The sequence below is a fragment of the Vulcanisaeta sp. JCM 16159 genome, from assembly GCF_001316265.1.
Taxonomy (GTDB): domain Archaea; phylum Thermoproteota; class Thermoprotei; order Thermoproteales; family Thermocladiaceae; genus Vulcanisaeta.
Genome location: NZ_BBDN01000004.1, coordinates 46,299 through 61,854 on the forward strand (window position 1 = coordinate 46,299; position 15,556 = coordinate 61,854).

Genomic DNA, 15,556 nt, shown 5'->3' on the forward strand with positions numbered 1-15,556 from the left:
ATTTACATAACTACTACGCTTTTAAATTTTTTCAATAATCGAAGGAATAATGAGGGGGTAAGAAAATGCCGACGCTGTACATCGTAGGTCTTGGTCTAAGCCCTGGTAATATTACGACAGAGGCCTTAGGTATTATGCGGACTGCCGATTCAGTATTTCTAGAGGTCTATACGTCAAAGGGACCTGCTGAGTTTATTAATTACCTAAGGGGAATTAGGAGTGATTTTGTTCTTGTTTCAAGGGAAGACTTGGAAGATAGAAATGGCGAGGTATTAATGAGAGAATTGGAGAAGGGACGTGATGCAGCCCTCTTAGTTATTGGTGATCCCATGATAGCTACAACACATGCGGCCATTGCTGTCATTGCCAAAAAAACGAGGCTTCAAGGTTAAGGTTATTAATTCCGTGAGCATAGTTTGCGCATTAATTAGTCAACTTGGTCTATCGCCATATAAACTAGGTCCCTTGGCAACCATAACGTATCCAAGAATGGGAGTGTTGAGTATGAGGGCTTATGAGGTACTTAATGAGAATCTCAGTCGTGGGCTTCACACAATATTACTACTTGATATTAAGGATGGTGGTGACTTCATGAATGTTCAAGAAGCCGTGGAACTCCTTAAGAAGATGGAGAATATTGGTAAGTTGGGTATTGTGAGCAATGATTTGATGGTGATCTATGCTGCCAGGATTGGTTGGGATAACCAAGGTATTAAGATATCAACGGTAAATGACGTACCCGATATGGGTGACACGCCGCATACAATAGTTATTCCTGGCCTACTTAACCCAGTGGAGCAGGATTACCTCGTTAATATTCTAGGTGCCAATGAGGAATTGGTACGTAGACATACGGCATTTATCAGTAGATTTATTAATAAGTCTCCCTAGTCACGGTCTAGTGCGGCACATTTCTACGGAATATCACTGTACCATTCTTATGTCTAATCTCCACAACCCTGTGGTAGGGTATGTACGTTTCCCTACCACTATTACTGATGTATGTAAACCCATCTCTGCTTATTGAAATGATCCTTGATAGGTCTATAATCTCTTCATTATTTGGTGAACCCCTTGATACAAAAATAACGACGTAATTATCGATTTGATTAGTCCACTTGAGTTTATTCAGGATTTCCCTGATGGTTACCATTTAATTCGGGAGAATTAGTCGCAAGCCATTATTTAATACTAACTATAATTATGACACCGTGAAACCGAAAATATTAATTAATAAGCTGCATTACCGCATCGCAATGGTTGGGCCCTGTATTTTCATAAGTCGGAGTAACTTACCCTCCATAATATACTCAGAGCTCAATAAATTGCCTGTGGAGATCAGGATGTGGAAGGAGACAGGACCCATGTGGAGTAGCAAGCATCGCCGCCGAGGGAGGTTTGTTGATGTGTTTAAAAACTGTGTGGGCGCTATCGTGACCCTGGGAGATCCCATTGACAGATCACTCATTAATGAGGCTGATAAATTATTCATAATTAGTACATACAGTGTCGGCGTTGACCACATTGACGTAAAGGCAGCCACCGAGAAGGGGATTTATGTAACGCATACGCCTGAGGTCCTTGTTGAGGCCGTGGCTGACCTAGCCATGGGCCTATTAATAGCCCTTGCCCGTAAGATAGTGCTCGGCGATAAACTCATTAGGGCGGGCGGTATATATGATAGGTGGGGTTGGTTGCTTGGTAGTGAGGTCTATGGCGCTACCTTGGGTATAATAGGCTAGGTAATATAGGCACTGCACTGGCCAGGAGGGCAAAGGCGTTTGATATGAAGGTGATTTATTGGTCGAGGACCAGGAAACCTCACATAGAGTTTGCCCTGGGCATTGAGTATAGGCCGTTGGAGTCCGTACTCACCGAGTCTGACTTTGTCGTAATAACTGTAGCCGCAACCCCCGAGACTAGGCACCTAATTAATGAGGAGCGGTTAAGGCTTATGAAGAAGACGGCTTACTTAGTAAATGTGGCTAGGGGCGATATAGTGGATACCAACGCACTCGTGAAGGCACTTAGGGAGGGCTGGATAGCAGGTGCTGCGCTGGACGTGTTTGAGGAGGAACCGTTACCCAATACTCACGAGTTAACAAGGTTTGATAATGTCGTGTTAACCCCACACATAGGTTCTGCGACATACGAGACTAGGGAGAGGATGGCAGAGGTCGCGGTTAGGAACCTAATAAACATATTGATGGGCAAGAGACCACTTTATCTGGCTAACCCTGAGGTTCTCTCGATTAGGCCACTTCAAGCCTTAATATGATCTATGGTGAATAGTGTTTATTAGTTGGGTATAAGTAGTTGGAGGTATAATATTATTATGAGGTCATATAATGTGACAAAATTAAGGAGGGTCGTAAAGAGTAATACGCCAACACCGGATAATGAGCATTTGTGGGCTGCGGTTGCGGTTATTTACAACCCGTGCCTAGACGCATTCCTTATTGGTAAGAGGACCGAGAATCCTAACGATCCCTGGAGTGGCGACGCGGCATTTCCTGGTGGTAGGTTTAATCCAACTAAGGATAAGGACTTGGTTGAAACAGCGATTAGGGAGACCAGGGAGGAGGTGGGGCTTGACCTTACTAATGATGCTATAATACTTGGTGTTTTGGATCCGTTTTCGCCAAGTAACGCACCCAATATTAATGTTGTCCCTGTTATCTTCTTACTAAGGGACTGCAATCCTAAATTAACGATAAATAAGGCAGAGCTATCAAAGGTTTTTTTTGGCTGGGTATTAGTGATGTTACGAAGTATGTTAAGTTAAATGTTAATATAAAGGGTCTTTCAAGACCTGCAATAGTAATGGGTGATGTAACAATATGGGGTATGACATATAGGATACTACGTAAGTTATTAAGAGAAGCCTTCGGTATAGACCTACCAAAGGACCCAAGAGATCCTGACTAAGTTGTTATCGCCTATCTAGGCTCGCATAGCATTGCTAGTCGTAATGGCGAACCCTCTGCGCCCCTAATCTTGAGTGGCATGAATATAAATAGGCCCTCGCCATTCTTACAGGTGCTTAATGCGATATCTAGGTTAGTGACGCCCTCGATCACGTACACACCACTTGACAATAGTTTATAATGAACATAGGCAACATCATCTTTAGGAACTCTGGGTGGGTATGGGTAGCCCTCCTTACCCGGCCAACCGGCTATGCTGAGTGCCTCAATACCCACAGCCCTAATTCCCTTAGTGGCTAGGTAATCCGCCCCTGACCTGTCCAGGTACGGCCAATTATAGAGGAATTCCTCCGTGCCCCAGGCCTTTGAGAAGCCTGTGTATAGCATCACTGCATAGTCACGTTGTATCTTATCATCAAACCTCTTTAAATCATCCGCGGTGATGGTCTCACCATGCCTTTTATAACTCAGGTCGAGTATTACGCCATACGCCATGAAGTCAGTTAATGATAACGATTCTGCCGTTAAGCCATTTGGTACAAAGTGTCGTGGTAAATCTATGTGCGTGCCACTATGTAATCCAGCGGATATCTTAGATAGTGTAGATTCACCATAGTTCTTTCCGACCTTCACATACTCATGCGTAAAAGGTGGGTCACCAGGGTAAGTGGGCATTCCATTATAAAGTTCATGTGTTAGGTCTATTACTACGATTCTCCTGGTCATTAGTTGATTAGTTAACTCCTTTAATATCTGTGACATACCATGTTTATTATATGTTTGCATTTAATACGCCTTTCCTTTAATGGGTAAATAACATATATAGTTGTTAAACCCCTTAAAACGCTTAAACATGATCTAATGAATATTAATGAATTGAAAACGCTACACATATCTGGTTTATTAAGGGGAGTATCTCCATGAACCTTGATGAAGGCTGTTACGGTAATCCCATTGGTGAAGGACTCATTGGCATTAAGAGATATGCCAAAGCCATCACCTAAGCGCGGCCAGGTTTTACTAAGTCCAATCGAGGTTGGTGTTTGCGGTACTGATAAGGACATTATTGAGGGTAAGTACGGAGCACCACCACCCGGTGAGGAGTACCTGGTCCTTGGTCATGAGGCGGTTGCCGAGGTTGTGGAGCTTGGTGATGGCGTGGATAATGTGGGTGTCGGTGACATAGTCGTACCAACAGTGAGGAGACCCACAACATGCACCCTACCAATAAACGAACTAGACTACTGCCCAAGGGGTACATATGCGGAGCACGGCATATGGTACCTACATGCTTCGCCGCCGAATTCGCAGTAACCGACTCCCAATACCTGGTTAGGGTTCCTAAGGAGGCGGTGGACGTCGCTGTACTCACGGAGCCCCTGAGCATTGTTGAGAAGGGTGTTGACTTGGCGTTAAGGCTTGGTAAGGCTAGGTTTGAGTCCTGGAGCCAAGGAGGGTTCTAATAATGGGTGCGGGGCCCATCGGCATGCTGGCATTAATGGTCATGAGGCTTAGGGGCTTCACTGACGTAACCGTAACAGCCACGAGACCTTACGACAGCCTAAAGGCGAAACTCGTTAGGGAGATAGGCGCGACCTATGTTAATACAAATGTTGACCAGGTAAGTGAGGACTTCGACATAGTGATTGAGGCCACGGGATCAACGAGCGCCGCGTATGAGGCGCTAAGGCATTTGGGGGCTAATGGCGTGGCGGTGTTACTGGGGATATACCTGGATAGTAGGAATGTTAACATTGGGCCGTTACTTGATGACTGGAGGAGGAATAAGCTGATAATTGGTGCAACGAACGCCAGTATAAGGGCCTTTGAGATGGGTGTCTCAGACCTGGTTAAGGCTAGGTTTGAGTTCGGTGATTGGATTAGGAAATTAATAACGAAGGAAGTAACTCTTGATGAGTATGAATATGCGTATAATTGGGGCCACGAGGATATAAAGTCTGTAATTCAAATAAGGAGTTTATGAGTAATCTACGAATTCGTCCTCACGGAAGAAGAACCTGATCTCCCTCTCAGCCTCCTTAGGGCTATCGCTGGCATGGACCAAGTTGAATAACGCCCTCTTCTCTATGTTCGCCAAGTCTGGGCTATCCACCGAGTAGTCCCCCCTAATCGTGCCTGGTGGCGATGAATACGGTGTAGTCGATCCTATTATCTTCCTAACAACCTCAACAGCCCTGTTGCCCTCGAGAACCATTACCACTATTGGGCCCATTGACAAGTAATCGGCCAGCCAACCCCTAATTATCTTCCCAATCTCCACTGGATCATCAGTGCCTAGGTCGACCTTTGGGTCCTTCCCAATCTCAGAATAAGACTTCAAGGTCTTACTACCAACTGATCTTAACCAATTCTCATCACTCGGGTAGAACCTGGCAGCCTCCTCCTTACTAAGCCTGGTCATTTTCATGGCAATAATCCTCAGGCCAGCCCTCTCGAACCTACTTATGATCTCCCCAATCAACCCCCTTTTAACCGCGTCGGGCTTAATTATTACCAGGGTCCTCTCAATCATATTGCGGATTGACGGCGCTCACGCCCTTTAAAGTTTTATGACTATGAAGATAAAGCTTAATGATATAGCCACTTTTAAAGCCTTGATGAGCGAGTCCAGTAAGTTGTATGAGGAGGCGCAGAGAGTCCTTGTTGGTGGTGTTAATAGCCCGGTCAGGGCGGCAATTAGACCATACCCATTCTTCGTAAGGGAAGGCAGAGGTCCATACCTATTCACGGTGGATGGCCAGCGATTAATAGATTACGTACTTGGCTATGGACCATTGATCCTTGGTCACGCCCCAGAGCAGGTTATTAAGCGTATTATTGAATACATATATCGAGGCTGGCTTTATGGAGCACCAACCGAGGTTGAGGTTGCCCTGGCCAAGAAGATAGTGGGTCACTTCCCAAGTATTAGGAAGGTTAGGTTCGTTAATAGTGGTGGTGAGGCTGTGGCCACCGCGATTAGGCTTGCCCGTGGCTACACTAAGCGTAGGAAGATATTGAAGTTTGAGGGTTGCTACCACGGCGCTGTTGACTATGTATTAGTCAAGGCAGGTAGTGCGGCGGCGCACTTTGGCGCGCATCATCTGCCGGCGTTCCTGAGGATGTGGCTAAGTTAACGCTTGTGGCTAAGTACAATGACCTTGATAGTGTGGAGAGGATTATGAGGAGTGAGGGTAATGACGTTGCGGCGATAATAGTTGAACCCGTAATGGCTAATTACGGAGTAATACCGCTAGGGATGGCTTTCTGAAGGGGCTTAGGGAGATTGCGGATAGGTACGGTGCCTTGCTCATACTTGATGAGGTGGTTACGGGATATAGGCTTGGCTTGGTGGTGCCCAGAGGTATTACGGCGTCAGTGCGGACATAACCACGCTGGGGAAGATAATTGGTGGCGGATTTCCAGTGGGCGCTGTGGGTGCCCGTGATGAGATAATGGACCTACTATCACCGAGGGGTTCCGTCTTCAATGCTGGTACGTTTAATGGACACCCAATATCCATGATAGCTGGGTTAGCCACTATAGAGGTTCTTGAGACCACGAACGCGTATGACATAGCCATAAGCGCATCGCGTAGGTTAGCGGAGGGGCTTAACGATATACTTAGCAGGTTAGGCATTGACCACGTCATTAATTGGGCACCAACAATGCTCCAGGTATTCTTCACAAAGGGTGAGGTCATTGATCACGAAACAGCCAGTAAATCAGACGCTAAGTTATACTTAAGGCTCCATGAGGAGTTACTAAGACGCGGAGTCTTCATAGCCCCCAGTCAATTTGAGGCTGTGTTCACGAGTTCAAGCCATACAAGCGACATTATAGAGGAGACGCTTAGGCAGGTTGAGGACTCTGCTAAGGCCCTAAGGCAGATTTAATTCTCGTTGTTTCCCAGGATCCCCATCAAATAACTCTTCAACTTCCTTACAGCATCCTCATTACCTGCCTCCGCAAGCCTCCTCATGTTCTCCAGGTAGTTATGCATAATCTTCTTAATTAACGACCTACTCATGGCATCAATCACGGTCTCCACATCCTCACCACTCCTTAATGCATTCACGGCCTCCCTAATCTCCTCCTCCCTGATCTCCTCAATAAACCTCATGACATCCTTAATGGCCTCATCAGCATCACTACGCATGATAAGCCTCATTATCCTCTCGGCCTCGTAATCAATTTCTGACAACTCACCCATTACCTTGCTCTTACCATTAACGTAATTCAGGTATGGCTCCCTCAAATCCTCAAGTTTAATAACCTTCACATGCCCATTACCCTGGACATTAACGATACTCGGCGTTGAAACATCAATTATTAACTTTGGTAATGAATTATTTATGAAACCATCGAGGTTAATTAATGGTGACTGAACCGATATTGCGGCGATTAGGGCATTGTATTTACCGCTTGTCAATTCACTCATTAATGAATCAAGCCTAATAGCCTTATTGAATTACCAAATTCATACCTAAGCTTATCCGTTGTCCTATTTATTACCGTTATATTCCTATAACCATTCCGGAGAAGCTCCCTAACCACGCCCCTCGCAACCTCACCACCACCAACAATAAGTACATTGCTATTCCTATCAATACTTCCCATTATATAATTAGATAGGAACTTAACGAAAGATATTTCGTCAAGATCGTGCCTACGCCTAAAGCCCTCTCCAAACCTAATTGCTGACTCAAACAATATTCTCAGTCTCGGTGATGGCTTACCCATGGCGTAAGCCTCTTGACCTGGGACAAGACCTCCCTCTCTCCCAGAAACATTGAGTCCAGGCCTGCCGTAACAAGTAATAGGTGCTTAATCGTGTCTATGTCATAAAGTAACCTAGCTTAATCCCAGCTTTCTTATAAATTAACTCAATCAGCTCTTTCTCATCTTCATTACCATCCAGGTAAAACTCAATCCTATTGCAAGTCTCCAATGCAATGATTGAATCATACGATTTATACAGCCTTGTTAATTCCTCATTTGTGAAATAAGCCTTAGCTAATGTGTTTAGGTCATAATCCCGGTACGTCATAACCAATGACTTAATCCTGCCCATTCAATAATCATTAAGTATCGATTACAGACGCATTTTAAGCATTGTTCCAGGTAGTAATGTAAAATAACTACGCTATGGGTTAACCGGCATAAAATTAAATAATAATATAGTGATAGACGTATTACCTATGAGACCAAACATGGATATAAATGATATAATTAAGTATGTAGATGGGCAAAGAGATTTCGTAATTGATTTATACAGGGGCTTCATACCAATAAAGGCCTGGCCCCCGAAAACGGCGGCGACGGGGAGTGGGATAGGGCTAATTACCTATTGGGCATCGTTAAGAGGTACTTCGATGAGGTTAGGGTGATAGAGGCCCCAGATAATAGGGTTAGTAGGGGTTCAAGGCCGAACATAGTAGCCTGATAAAGGGACTTGACAAATCAAGGACCTACTGGGTCATCGCCCATATGGACACCGTACCCGAGGGTGATAGGTCGTTGTGGAGTTATGAGCCTTTTAATGCCACGGTAATCGGTGACGTCATCTATGGTAGGGGTGTTGAGGATAATGGGCAGGGTATCGTCATGGGAATAACGGTGGGTAAGGTGTTGAGGGAGCTCGGCATAACCCCACCGGTTAATTACGGCGTAATACTGGCTAGTGATGAGGAAGTCGGTAGTAAGTACGGTATTCAATACGTAATTAATAAAGAGCCAAACTTAATAAGCAGTAAGGATCTCGTGCTGGTCCCCGACGCAGGTAATGCCGAGGCTCGATGATAGAGATTGCCGAGAAGGGGATACTCTGGGTTAAGGTTACTGTTTACGGGAAGCAGTCGCACGCGTCATTACCTGAACTAGGCCTTAATGCTTACAGGCTTGGTAGTGAGTTAACCCTTGAGATAGATAGAAAGTTACATGAGGTGTTTAACTATGAGGACCCGTTGTTCATTCCTCCCAGGTCAACCTTCGAACCAACGAAGGTAGAGCCAAACGTTGGTAATGTGAATACGATACCTGGTAAGCACGTATTCTACATAGACTGTAGAATACTACCTAAGTACAGCATCGATGAGGTTCTCAGGGTAATTAAGGATACAGCGAATAATTACTGCAATGTCCACGGTTGTAGGGTTGATGTTGAGATTGTTAGTAGGGAGGATTCAGTACAACCAACAAGTGCGGATAGTGAAATCGTTAGGAGATTGGCTAAGGCAATAAGGATTGTGAAGGGCCTAGAGCCTAAGTTACTAGGTATTGGTGGTGGCACATACGCCCGCTACCTGAGGGCTAGGGGCATACCCGTGGCTGTTTGGATGACGTCCAAGGAAACGGCCCATGCACCTGATGAACACGTATTCCTCAGCGACATCATTAGTGATATAAAGACGGTAGTTGCATCATTACTTACGTAGCAATAATGACTTATGCCTTTTAAATACATAAGTTCTCATGCAATCATTAGGTAAAATGAGGGTTTTAGTAACGTTTGAGCCATATGCAAGGAGTATGAGCCCGTATGACTTATTATCCAGGATTAACTGCGGCCAAGTCGTTGAGTGGGGCCGTAACAAATGCGTAATTGACCTAGGCAATTGCAGTTCAAATGCTCTGGCGGTTCTTAGGGATATTAATTATGTGGCGCATGTATCAATAATTGATCAAGTGATCAACAGGGACTTAGACACGTTATTTACGGTGGCCAGAGAGGTGCTCTTAAACCTTATTAGTAGTAGGGATGGTACGTTTAAGGTCATTGTTAAGAGGATGGATAAGAAGTACCCAATGACTAGTGTTGAGCTTGCTAAGAAGCTTGGTGAGCACCTATCTCAATTCGCCAGGGCTGACCTGGAGGATCCCGATTACGTAATATACGTTGAGGTTAGGGAGGACTCCTTCATTGTGGCTCACTCGACGAGGGACTTATTCCGTAAGAGGAGGGAGGCGATACCAATGGACTGGGTGGATAGAGTGATTGGTATTGTTGAGGGCCTAGGGAGGTTTATGAGGCCATGGACTTGATACAGCTTAGTCATGCCCTTGGAATTGAGGTCAGGTTGATAACTAGCCCATTGCTTATTGACAGGGCGTTGAGGGCTTTAAGGCTTAATTCCCTGCCTAGGGTTAGGGTTGTGGGTATTGAGGAGGCGTTGAATGACGTTGACATACCCATCGTGTTATCAATGCATGCCAACTACAATGAGAGGAAGTTGATTGAGGTGAGTAGGGAGGCGTTTAGTAGGGGGTTGAGGATTGGCTTGATACTTGGTAATGAGTATGATGATGTTAGCTTAGGCTTGAGGAACAGGGCTATGTATGAGGTTAGGCTTGGCCCTATGATTGGTCATCCTATGAGGACCACCATAGCGTTGGCCTATGCCATTAGTGTTATATACACAACGTGGCTAATGAGTAGTGATGCTTCCAGAGGTTAGTATTGGTCGTGGAAGATTTAAGGCGCTACCCAATAAGTATGCATTACTATTTATGATTTGGTATTCGAAGGGCTCATCAATGGGTCTCTACAGGTTATTGCTCATAACTTACCTAGCGTCACATATCGTTAGGTACGTATTCGAGAATCCACCCATCATTAGTAAGTCTGTCCTGGAGGACTTAGGTGAATTAATTAATGGGGGTTTAATTGAGTTAAGGACTTTAATGGTAGGTCGATTATTGGGGTCACGGATAGGGGTAGAAGGTTAATCGGTGAGTTGTTTGGTTTAGGGAATGAGTATGTACTGGTTGGTGACTACTTAGTAGTTAGGTTGAGGGATTTATTCAATGAGTTGGCCAGGCTCGTTAACGCGTACCAGGACATGGATACTGCCGTGCTCCTCTCAATAGCGCTTAAGGAGGCATCACTCAGGGAAGGTGGTGTCGAGAGTAATGTATTGAGGGACTTGGCCTTTGACTTGAGGAGACCGTGCGAGAACGCGCTTGGTTAGCATAATGTTTTTAATACCCACCCGCAACCTGGTCTTGATGGCGAAGGGACTTTACCACTATTTAGCCGAGACGTGGGCTGGGGCTAAGGACGGCTGGATTTGGGATGTGGTAATGAAGCAGAGGTTGATGGAGTGGCGTAGGGAACCATCCATCGTTAGGGTTGAGAAGCCAACTAGGATTAACAAGGCTAGGCAGTATGGTTATAAGGCTAAGCAGGATAATAGTCGTTAGGGTCAGGCTCAGGAGAGGCCCATTTAACAGGAGAAGACCTAATAGTGGGAGGAGGCCGAAGAGGATGGGTGTCTATGGAATAACAACCAGCAAGAGCCTTCAGTTGATTGCTGAGGAGAGGGCTGCCAGGAAGTACCCAAACATGGAGGTTCTTGGTTCGTATTGGGTTGGTGAGGATGGAACATACGTGTGGTTCGAGGTAATACTCGTGGACCCAAGCCACCCAGCCATTAGGAGTGACCCTGACTTTGCCTGGCTTGTTGGTAAGGAGGATAGGGAGGGACGTAGGAGAAGAAGGTTGAGGGAGAGGCAGAGGAGGTTGATTGAGAGATTAAGGAAGAGAGCTGAGCAATCTCAGAAATCTCAATCTCAGTAATAATGGGTCCTCACTTCTATGGCGATTACCCAACTAGACCTTGAGGTTAATATACACGCTACCGAGGATCTGGACAGGATCATTAATTACCTAGTTAGGTTATTAACGGATAAGGCACCGATAGTGGTTGAGGTACTTTATGGGCATTATGGCAACCCAATATATAGGGTTAAATCATCCATTAGGGATAAGGACTTGGCTATGAGTGTTACCAAGTCCATATGTTCATCATTGGTGGATAGGGATTATCTATTAAGGACTATTGGAAATAGAATTGATAGTTCCGGGAATATCTTCCTTAGGTTTGATAAGCAAGAGTTTGTGGGAGGTCGTATTATACTTAGTGATGCGGATGATGTTATTAGGGTTAGGCTTAGGATTACAGGCGTTGATGTTGTACAGTTTATTAATGAGGTTTGTAAGTGAGAACCTATAATGTTCGTGGAACTGCACCTTAGCTCTACGGATAGGAAGCTGATTAGGCTTCTCAAGGCACTTGGTTATGGCATAGCGGCGCTGGTGGTTGGTGGTAATGACGTTGAGGAAATACCCACCTTTAGAAAGCTCGTAATTACGCAGAGGAGTGCCTGGAAGATAAGGATGTTTAAGGACTTCGACCTGGTGTCAGTGGTCCCATGGAGTAGGTTCGTACTTAACAAGTTAATAAATGACGACAGGATTGACGTAATAACGATTAATGAGGTTAATAGGAAGGTCTTGCCATCTAAGGACCAGGCTAGGGTTATGGCTAGGGAGGGTAAGGCATTGGAGATTGTTATAAATCCAATAGTGAGTATTGGCGAGAGTGGGCTTGCGTTTCTGAGGGATTTTATTAATGAGTATTCAACAATCGATGGCCTTAGGATGGTAGTGTCGCAGGGCATAGGCAAGGTATCTGATGTTAAAAACCCCAGGGACGTTGTGAAATTAGTGGAGGTATTAACCAACATCAATGCTAAGCCACTAGTTAGTGAAAACCCGTATGAAGTGATTGCCGATGCTTTGTATAGAAGAGGTGTTTGTTTATGAGGTATGTGGTGATTGATGTTTATCCGAGAGAATCCATTGATAGGATAATCCCTGAGTTAAATAGCTGGTTTAGATACTTTGCGGGTAGGGACGCCATCGGCGTTGAACTAAAGATTGTTGCGAAGTATGATAGTAAGGGTAGGTTAATTATTCAGGTACCTAATAACTTACTTAAGCATTTGAGATCGGCAATCATCATGACAGGTAGGGAAAGCGATGCGGCTGTCATTACAGTTAAGGTGGCAGGTACTATGAGGAAGGCCCTGGCAATAGCATCCTCAGTACCCTACATATTTAATGAGTTTCTTAAGCATGATTGATCAGCTCGTCGTGAGGTCCTCACGGCTCAGTTTTGATACCCATCATCACCATGATAAACTACCCACTTGCTTAATTTACCTTACTAATCATTATAATGATATTGTCTGCTTAATGCTGTAATAACCCCTGTTGTAGTATATTAACGGTAACTTATTATTCATTACCTGCGCATCTATAACCTCGCCAATGAATATCGTGTGATCGCCACCTGGGTATTTCGCAGCTACTTTACAGTCAAGGTATGCTATTGCGCCTTCAATTATTGGCGAACCAGTCTTTGCGGTTTTAATTTTTAATCCCCTAAACCTCTCCTCCCTTGGTGCTGTGGCGAATCTGATGGCTAAGTCCTTCATGTCATCAGGCAGTATATTAACAGCATACACGTTTGACTTGTTAATGGCTTCGTGACTAGTTAATTTCTTGTCAATGGCTATAAGCACTAGTGGTGGGTCGAGTGATAATGATGTGAAGGAATTAACGGTTAACCCGTAATACTCATTATCGTAAACCGTAGTCACTATAGCGACGCCAGTCGGGTAATTCCTCATTATAGCCTTAAACAATTCACTTGATATAGTCATCATGGTATTATAAACACGCAAATGTTAAAACCTTTTTGTTTTAATTGACTATTTTTTTAACATATAGCCAGCACTTAACGAACACGCCGGGTCTAGTCTCAACAACTGGTGGCTCCTGCTTCTTGCAAATATCCATTGCAAACGGACACCTTGGGTGGAATCTGCAACCACTTGGTGGATTAGCTAGGTTAGGTGGTTCGCCAGGAGCTACCTTCCTCTCCCTCAGCCTATTACTTGGGTCTGGGTCTGGTATTGCCTCAATAAGTGATTGAGCATAGGGATGAAGCGGATTCTTAACCACATCCCTGAATGGGCCATACTCAGCGAATTGACCTGCATACATTATTAGTATGTAATCACTGAAGTACTTCGCGGTTGATATGTCGTGAGTTATGTACATGAACGCCATCTTGTGCCTCTGCTGGATATCCTTAAGTATTGTCAGTATCTCAACCCTTATTGAAGCATCGAGCATTGATACGGCTCATCAGCAACTATGAAGTCTGGGTTCGTTATTATGGCCCTGGCAATCGCAATCCTCTGTCTCTGTCCACCACTGAGCATGTGTGGGTACTTATTGATAAAGTCCTCGGGTGGCGTTAATTTGACCTCCTCGAGAGCCCTGTATATTCTTTCTTCCCTCTCCTCCCTGGATACTCCCTGTACCATGAGTGGCTCCTCGAGTATGAAGTGAATGCTGTGGAATGGATTGAGGCTTGAGTATGGGTCTTGAAACACCATGCTAACTCTCCTTCTGAATCCTATCTTCTTCAACTCCTCCTCCTTCATGTGCGTTATATCCTTACCATCAAAGTAAATCTCGCCAGATATGGGTTCAAGGAGTCTAATGAGTGTCCTACCCAGCGTAGTCTTTCCACTACCTGATTCACCCACTATAGCCAGTGTGATGCCCCTATCAATGCTTAGGCTAATATCATCCACGGCCTTAACATACCTCGGCTTTGCGAATAGGCCGGGCTTTATTGTATAGTACGTCCTTAATCTATGGGCAACGACAAGACTATCCTTCCTAACCCACGGCGCATCTTCAAATACCTCAGGCATATAGTGATTATGCCCTTTCAGGAAATGTTTAAAAATCTAACCTATATTTGCATTTATAATTTATTTGCATATAAATTATTTATATAACCAACAGGCCACGAGATGCTTCCTACTAGCCTTACCCTTGATTTCCACTATTGGCGGCTCCTTGGCGTCACAAAGACCCTTTAGGTAATCCCTATCCCTATAGAATGGGCATCTTGGGTGAAACCTACAACCGCTTGGTGGATTAACCAGGCTTGGTACCTCACCGGGTATGAACGATAATGTCTTGTCGATTCTTAACGTGGGTACGCTAGATATTAAGCCCTGGGTGTATGGGTGGCTTGGGTTTCCGTAAATATCCTCAGCGCCACCTATTTCCACCATTTTCCCTGCATACATTATGGCGACAGAGTCCGCGAGCTCACTTGCCAGTGCTAGATCATGAGTTATGAACATGTATGACAGTTTGTACTCCCACTTAAGCTTCTTAAGTAGGTTCATTATGTTCGCCTGCGTTATCACGTCAAGGGCTGATGTTGGTTCATCGAGAATAACCACCTTGGGATGGGCCATTATGGCCATGGCTATTATGACCCTCTGCTTCATGCCGCCACTGAGTTGGTGTGGGTACCTATATACAATGTCTCTGGGTAGCCAACGGACTCTAAGGCATCCATGGCCATCTTCAAAGCCTCATCCTTATTGGTTCCCTGCAACAGCAATGGTTCGATCATTTGATCGCCAATCCTTATCACAGGGTTTAGGGCATTCATTGATGCTTGAGGTACCATGGCGATCTTCTTCCACCTAATCTCCCTCCTAAACTCCTCCTCAGATATGTGGAGGACCTCCTTACCATCAAGGTAAACCTCACCATCAACAAGCGACACATTCCTCTCCCAAACCCTAACAAGCAACTTAGCTAATGTCGACTTACCACTGCCAGACTCACCCACGACGGCTAAGGTCTCCCCCTCGTTTAACTCGAAGGATACATCATCAATAGCTTTAACAATGCCCTTAGTGGTTGCGTAATAAAGCCTTGCATTTTTAACCTCAAGCAATGCCAT

Annotated in this window: 20 protein-coding genes and 6 pseudogenes; 16 read left to right on the plus strand and 10 right to left on the minus strand. The window is 44.9% G+C overall.

Going from position 1 to position 15,556, the window contains the following annotated elements:
- The first annotated feature begins 65 nt into the window (after window positions 1-65).
- Both JCM16159_RS14540 and JCM16159_RS14545 read left to right on the plus strand, forming a co-directional pair.
- The gene (locus JCM16159_RS14540; RefSeq protein ID WP_243665881.1) at window positions 66-392 is read left to right on the plus strand and encodes an SAM-dependent methyltransferase; all 327 of its coding nucleotides are present in this window, start codon (window positions 66-68) and stop codon (window positions 390-392) included.
- Window positions 393-405: 13 nt separating this feature from the next.
- Window positions 406-891 carry a hypothetical protein gene (locus JCM16159_RS14545; RefSeq protein ID WP_243665882.1) on the plus strand — a complete coding sequence of 162 codons (486 nt, stop codon included), beginning with the start codon at window positions 406-408 and terminating at the stop codon, window positions 889-891.
- A gap of 7 nt (window positions 892-898) precedes the next feature.
- Here the strand turns inward: JCM16159_RS14545 and JCM16159_RS04500 are convergent, their stop codons facing one another.
- The gene (locus tag JCM16159_RS04500) at window positions 899-1,153 is read right to left on the minus strand and encodes a DUF504 domain-containing protein (RefSeq protein WP_054857094.1); all 255 of its coding nucleotides are present in this window, start codon (window positions 1,151-1,153) and stop codon (window positions 899-901) included.
- Window positions 1,154-1,256: 103 nt separating this feature from the next.
- Between JCM16159_RS04500 and JCM16159_RS18575 the strand changes: the two are divergent.
- Together JCM16159_RS18575 and JCM16159_RS04510 are read left to right on the plus strand one after the other, a co-directional pair.
- A pseudogene (locus tag JCM16159_RS18575) lies at window positions 1,257-2,278 on the plus strand (2-hydroxyacid dehydrogenase).
- Window positions 2,279-2,350: 72 nt separating this feature from the next.
- Window positions 2,351-2,785, plus strand: a complete 435-nt coding sequence (locus tag JCM16159_RS04510; RefSeq protein ID WP_243665885.1) for a CoA pyrophosphatase — start codon at window positions 2,351-2,353, stop codon at window positions 2,783-2,785.
- A 154-nt stretch (window positions 2,786-2,939) separates the two neighbouring features.
- Here JCM16159_RS04510 and JCM16159_RS04515 read toward each other — a convergent pair whose 3' ends face one another.
- A complete protein-coding gene (locus tag JCM16159_RS04515) occupies window positions 2,940-3,680 on the minus strand; it encodes a cyclase family protein (RefSeq protein ID WP_054857200.1) in 741 nt (246 codons plus the stop codon).
- 177 nt (window positions 3,681-3,857) lie between these two features.
- On the opposite strand from JCM16159_RS04515, the pseudogene JCM16159_RS04520 reads away from it, so the two are divergent.
- Window positions 3,858-4,911 (plus strand): annotated as a pseudogene (locus JCM16159_RS04520) (glucose 1-dehydrogenase).
- Here JCM16159_RS04520 and JCM16159_RS04525 read toward each other — a convergent pair.
- Window positions 4,906-5,460 carry a nucleoside-diphosphate kinase gene (locus JCM16159_RS04525; RefSeq protein ID WP_054857095.1) on the minus strand — a complete coding sequence of 185 codons (555 nt, stop codon included), beginning with the start codon at window positions 5,458-5,460 and terminating at the stop codon, window positions 4,906-4,908. The pseudogene JCM16159_RS04520 and the gene JCM16159_RS04525 overlap by 6 nt on opposite strands.
- 85 nt (window positions 5,461-5,545) lie before the next feature.
- Here JCM16159_RS04525 and hemL point away from each other — a divergent pair.
- A pseudogene (hemL, locus tag JCM16159_RS04530) lies at window positions 5,546-6,823 on the plus strand (glutamate-1-semialdehyde 2,1-aminomutase).
- On the opposite strand, the gene JCM16159_RS14560 reads toward hemL, so the two are convergent.
- Genes JCM16159_RS14560 through JCM16159_RS18585 form a run of 4 tightly spaced genes read right to left on the minus strand, consistent with a single transcriptional unit; the run spans window position 6,820 to window position 7,977 of the window.
- The gene (locus JCM16159_RS14560) at window positions 6,820-7,368 is read right to left on the minus strand and encodes a hypothetical protein (protein ID WP_243665887.1); all 549 of its coding nucleotides are present in this window, start codon (window positions 7,366-7,368) and stop codon (window positions 6,820-6,822) included. The pseudogene hemL and the gene JCM16159_RS14560 sit on opposite strands and share 4 nt — an antisense overlap.
- Window positions 7,368-7,670, minus strand: coding sequence for an NAD(P)-dependent oxidoreductase (locus JCM16159_RS14565; RefSeq protein ID WP_243665888.1), 303 nt, complete (start codon window positions 7,668-7,670; stop codon window positions 7,368-7,370). The genes JCM16159_RS14560 and JCM16159_RS14565 overlap by 1 nt, the downstream gene beginning before the upstream one ends.
- A complete protein-coding gene (locus JCM16159_RS18580; RefSeq protein ID WP_367834312.1) occupies window positions 7,646-7,768 on the minus strand; it encodes a hypothetical protein in 123 nt (40 codons plus the stop codon). Before JCM16159_RS18580 ends, JCM16159_RS14565 begins: the two co-directional genes overlap by 25 nt.
- Window positions 7,765-7,977 (minus strand): hypothetical protein, encoded by a 213-nt coding sequence (locus tag JCM16159_RS18585; RefSeq protein ID WP_367834281.1) that lies wholly within the window; start codon window positions 7,975-7,977, stop codon window positions 7,765-7,767. The genes JCM16159_RS18580 and JCM16159_RS18585 overlap by 4 nt, the downstream gene beginning before the upstream one ends.
- A 440-nt stretch (window positions 7,978-8,417) precedes the next feature.
- Between JCM16159_RS18585 and JCM16159_RS14575 the strand changes: the two genes are divergently transcribed.
- The 10 genes and pseudogenes from JCM16159_RS14575 (at window position 8,418) to JCM16159_RS04570 (ending at window position 12,854) form a co-directional block, all read left to right on the plus strand.
- Window positions 8,418-8,729, plus strand: a complete 312-nt coding sequence (locus tag JCM16159_RS14575; protein ID WP_243665889.1) for a M20/M25/M40 family metallo-hydrolase — start codon at window positions 8,418-8,420, stop codon at window positions 8,727-8,729.
- On the plus strand, window positions 8,726-9,364 hold the full coding sequence (locus JCM16159_RS14580) for a M20/M25/M40 family metallo-hydrolase (protein ID WP_243665890.1): 639 nt from the start codon (window positions 8,726-8,728) through the stop codon (window positions 9,362-9,364). Before JCM16159_RS14575 ends, JCM16159_RS14580 begins: the two co-directional genes overlap by 4 nt.
- Window positions 9,365-9,401: 37 nt before the next feature.
- Complete coding sequence (locus tag JCM16159_RS14585; protein WP_243665891.1) at window positions 9,402-9,971, plus strand: THUMP domain-containing protein; 570 nt, start codon at window positions 9,402-9,404, stop codon at window positions 9,969-9,971.
- The gene (locus JCM16159_RS14590) at window positions 9,962-10,384 is read left to right on the plus strand and encodes a hypothetical protein (RefSeq protein WP_243665892.1); all 423 of its coding nucleotides are present in this window, start codon (window positions 9,962-9,964) and stop codon (window positions 10,382-10,384) included. Before JCM16159_RS14585 ends, JCM16159_RS14590 begins: the two co-directional genes overlap by 10 nt.
- Window positions 10,365-10,655, plus strand: coding sequence for a hypothetical protein (locus tag JCM16159_RS14595; RefSeq protein ID WP_243665893.1), 291 nt, complete (start codon window positions 10,365-10,367; stop codon window positions 10,653-10,655). The genes JCM16159_RS14590 and JCM16159_RS14595 overlap by 20 nt, the downstream gene beginning before the upstream one ends.
- An 8-nt stretch (window positions 10,656-10,663) precedes the next feature.
- Window positions 10,664-10,897, plus strand: coding sequence for a hypothetical protein (locus JCM16159_RS14600; RefSeq protein ID WP_243665894.1), 234 nt, complete (start codon window positions 10,664-10,666; stop codon window positions 10,895-10,897).
- A gap of 37 nt (window positions 10,898-10,934) precedes the next feature.
- Window positions 10,935-11,505 (plus strand): annotated as a pseudogene (locus JCM16159_RS04555) (50S ribosomal protein L15e).
- Between the two features lie 18 nt (window positions 11,506-11,523).
- The gene (locus JCM16159_RS04560) at window positions 11,524-11,931 is read left to right on the plus strand and encodes an RNA-binding domain-containing protein (RefSeq protein ID WP_054857096.1); all 408 of its coding nucleotides are present in this window, start codon (window positions 11,524-11,526) and stop codon (window positions 11,929-11,931) included.
- Between the two features lie 9 nt (window positions 11,932-11,940).
- Window positions 11,941-12,534 (plus strand): RNase P subunit p30 family protein, encoded by a 594-nt coding sequence (locus JCM16159_RS04565; protein ID WP_054857097.1) that lies wholly within the window; start codon window positions 11,941-11,943, stop codon window positions 12,532-12,534.
- Window positions 12,531-12,854, plus strand: a complete 324-nt coding sequence (locus tag JCM16159_RS04570) for a hypothetical protein (protein WP_054857098.1) — start codon at window positions 12,531-12,533, stop codon at window positions 12,852-12,854. The genes JCM16159_RS04565 and JCM16159_RS04570 overlap by 4 nt, the downstream gene beginning before the upstream one ends.
- A 90-nt stretch (window positions 12,855-12,944) precedes the next feature.
- Here the strand turns inward: JCM16159_RS04570 and JCM16159_RS04575 are convergent, their stop codons facing one another.
- From JCM16159_RS04575 to JCM16159_RS04585, 3 genes and pseudogenes are all read right to left on the minus strand, one after another.
- Entirely contained in the window at window positions 12,945-13,436 is a 492-nt protein-coding gene (locus JCM16159_RS04575; protein ID WP_054857099.1) for a flavin reductase family protein, read from the minus strand.
- 40 nt (window positions 13,437-13,476) lie between these two features.
- A pseudogene (locus JCM16159_RS04580) lies at window positions 13,477-14,501 on the minus strand (ABC transporter ATP-binding protein).
- A gap of 75 nt (window positions 14,502-14,576) precedes the next feature.
- Window positions 14,577-15,556 (minus strand): annotated as a pseudogene (locus JCM16159_RS04585) (ABC transporter ATP-binding protein).

Excerpts from the sequence above, each read along its gene's own strand:
- JCM16159_RS04565 (WP_054857097.1), top strand. The coding sequence starts at position 11,941 with ATGTTCGTGGAACTGCACCTTAGCTCTACGGATAGGAAGCTGATTAGG.
- JCM16159_RS04525 (WP_054857095.1), bottom strand. The coding sequence starts at position 5,460 with ATGATTGAGAGGACCCTGGTAATAATTAAGCCCGACGCGGTTAAAAGG.
- JCM16159_RS14585 (WP_243665891.1), top strand. The coding sequence starts at position 9,402 with ATGCAATCATTAGGTAAAATGAGGGTTTTAGTAACGTTTGAGCCATAT.
- JCM16159_RS04570 (WP_054857098.1), top strand. The coding sequence starts at position 12,531 with ATGAGGTATGTGGTGATTGATGTTTATCCGAGAGAATCCATTGATAGG.
- JCM16159_RS14580 (WP_243665890.1), top strand. The coding sequence starts at position 8,726 with ATGATAGAGATTGCCGAGAAGGGGATACTCTGGGTTAAGGTTACTGTT.
- JCM16159_RS04500 (WP_054857094.1), bottom strand. The coding sequence starts at position 1,153 with ATGGTAACCATCAGGGAAATCCTGAATAAACTCAAGTGGACTAATCAA.
- JCM16159_RS14590 (WP_243665892.1), top strand. The coding sequence starts at position 9,962 with ATGGACTTGATACAGCTTAGTCATGCCCTTGGAATTGAGGTCAGGTTG.
- JCM16159_RS04575 (WP_054857099.1), bottom strand. The coding sequence starts at position 13,436 with ATGACTATATCAAGTGAATTGTTTAAGGCTATAATGAGGAATTACCCG.
- JCM16159_RS14560 (WP_243665887.1), bottom strand. The coding sequence starts at position 7,368 with ATGAGTGAATTGACAAGCGGTAAATACAATGCCCTAATCGCCGCAATA.
- JCM16159_RS18585 (WP_367834281.1), bottom strand. The coding sequence starts at position 7,977 with ATGACGTACCGGGATTATGACCTAAACACATTAGCTAAGGCTTATTTC.
- JCM16159_RS14575 (WP_243665889.1), top strand. The coding sequence starts at position 8,418 with ATGGACACCGTACCCGAGGGTGATAGGTCGTTGTGGAGTTATGAGCCT.
- JCM16159_RS14540 (WP_243665881.1), top strand. The coding sequence starts at position 66 with ATGCCGACGCTGTACATCGTAGGTCTTGGTCTAAGCCCTGGTAATATT.
- JCM16159_RS04560 (WP_054857096.1), top strand. The coding sequence starts at position 11,524 with ATGGCGATTACCCAACTAGACCTTGAGGTTAATATACACGCTACCGAG.
- JCM16159_RS14565 (WP_243665888.1), bottom strand. The coding sequence starts at position 7,670 with ATGGGTAAGCCATCACCGAGACTGAGAATATTGTTTGAGTCAGCAATT.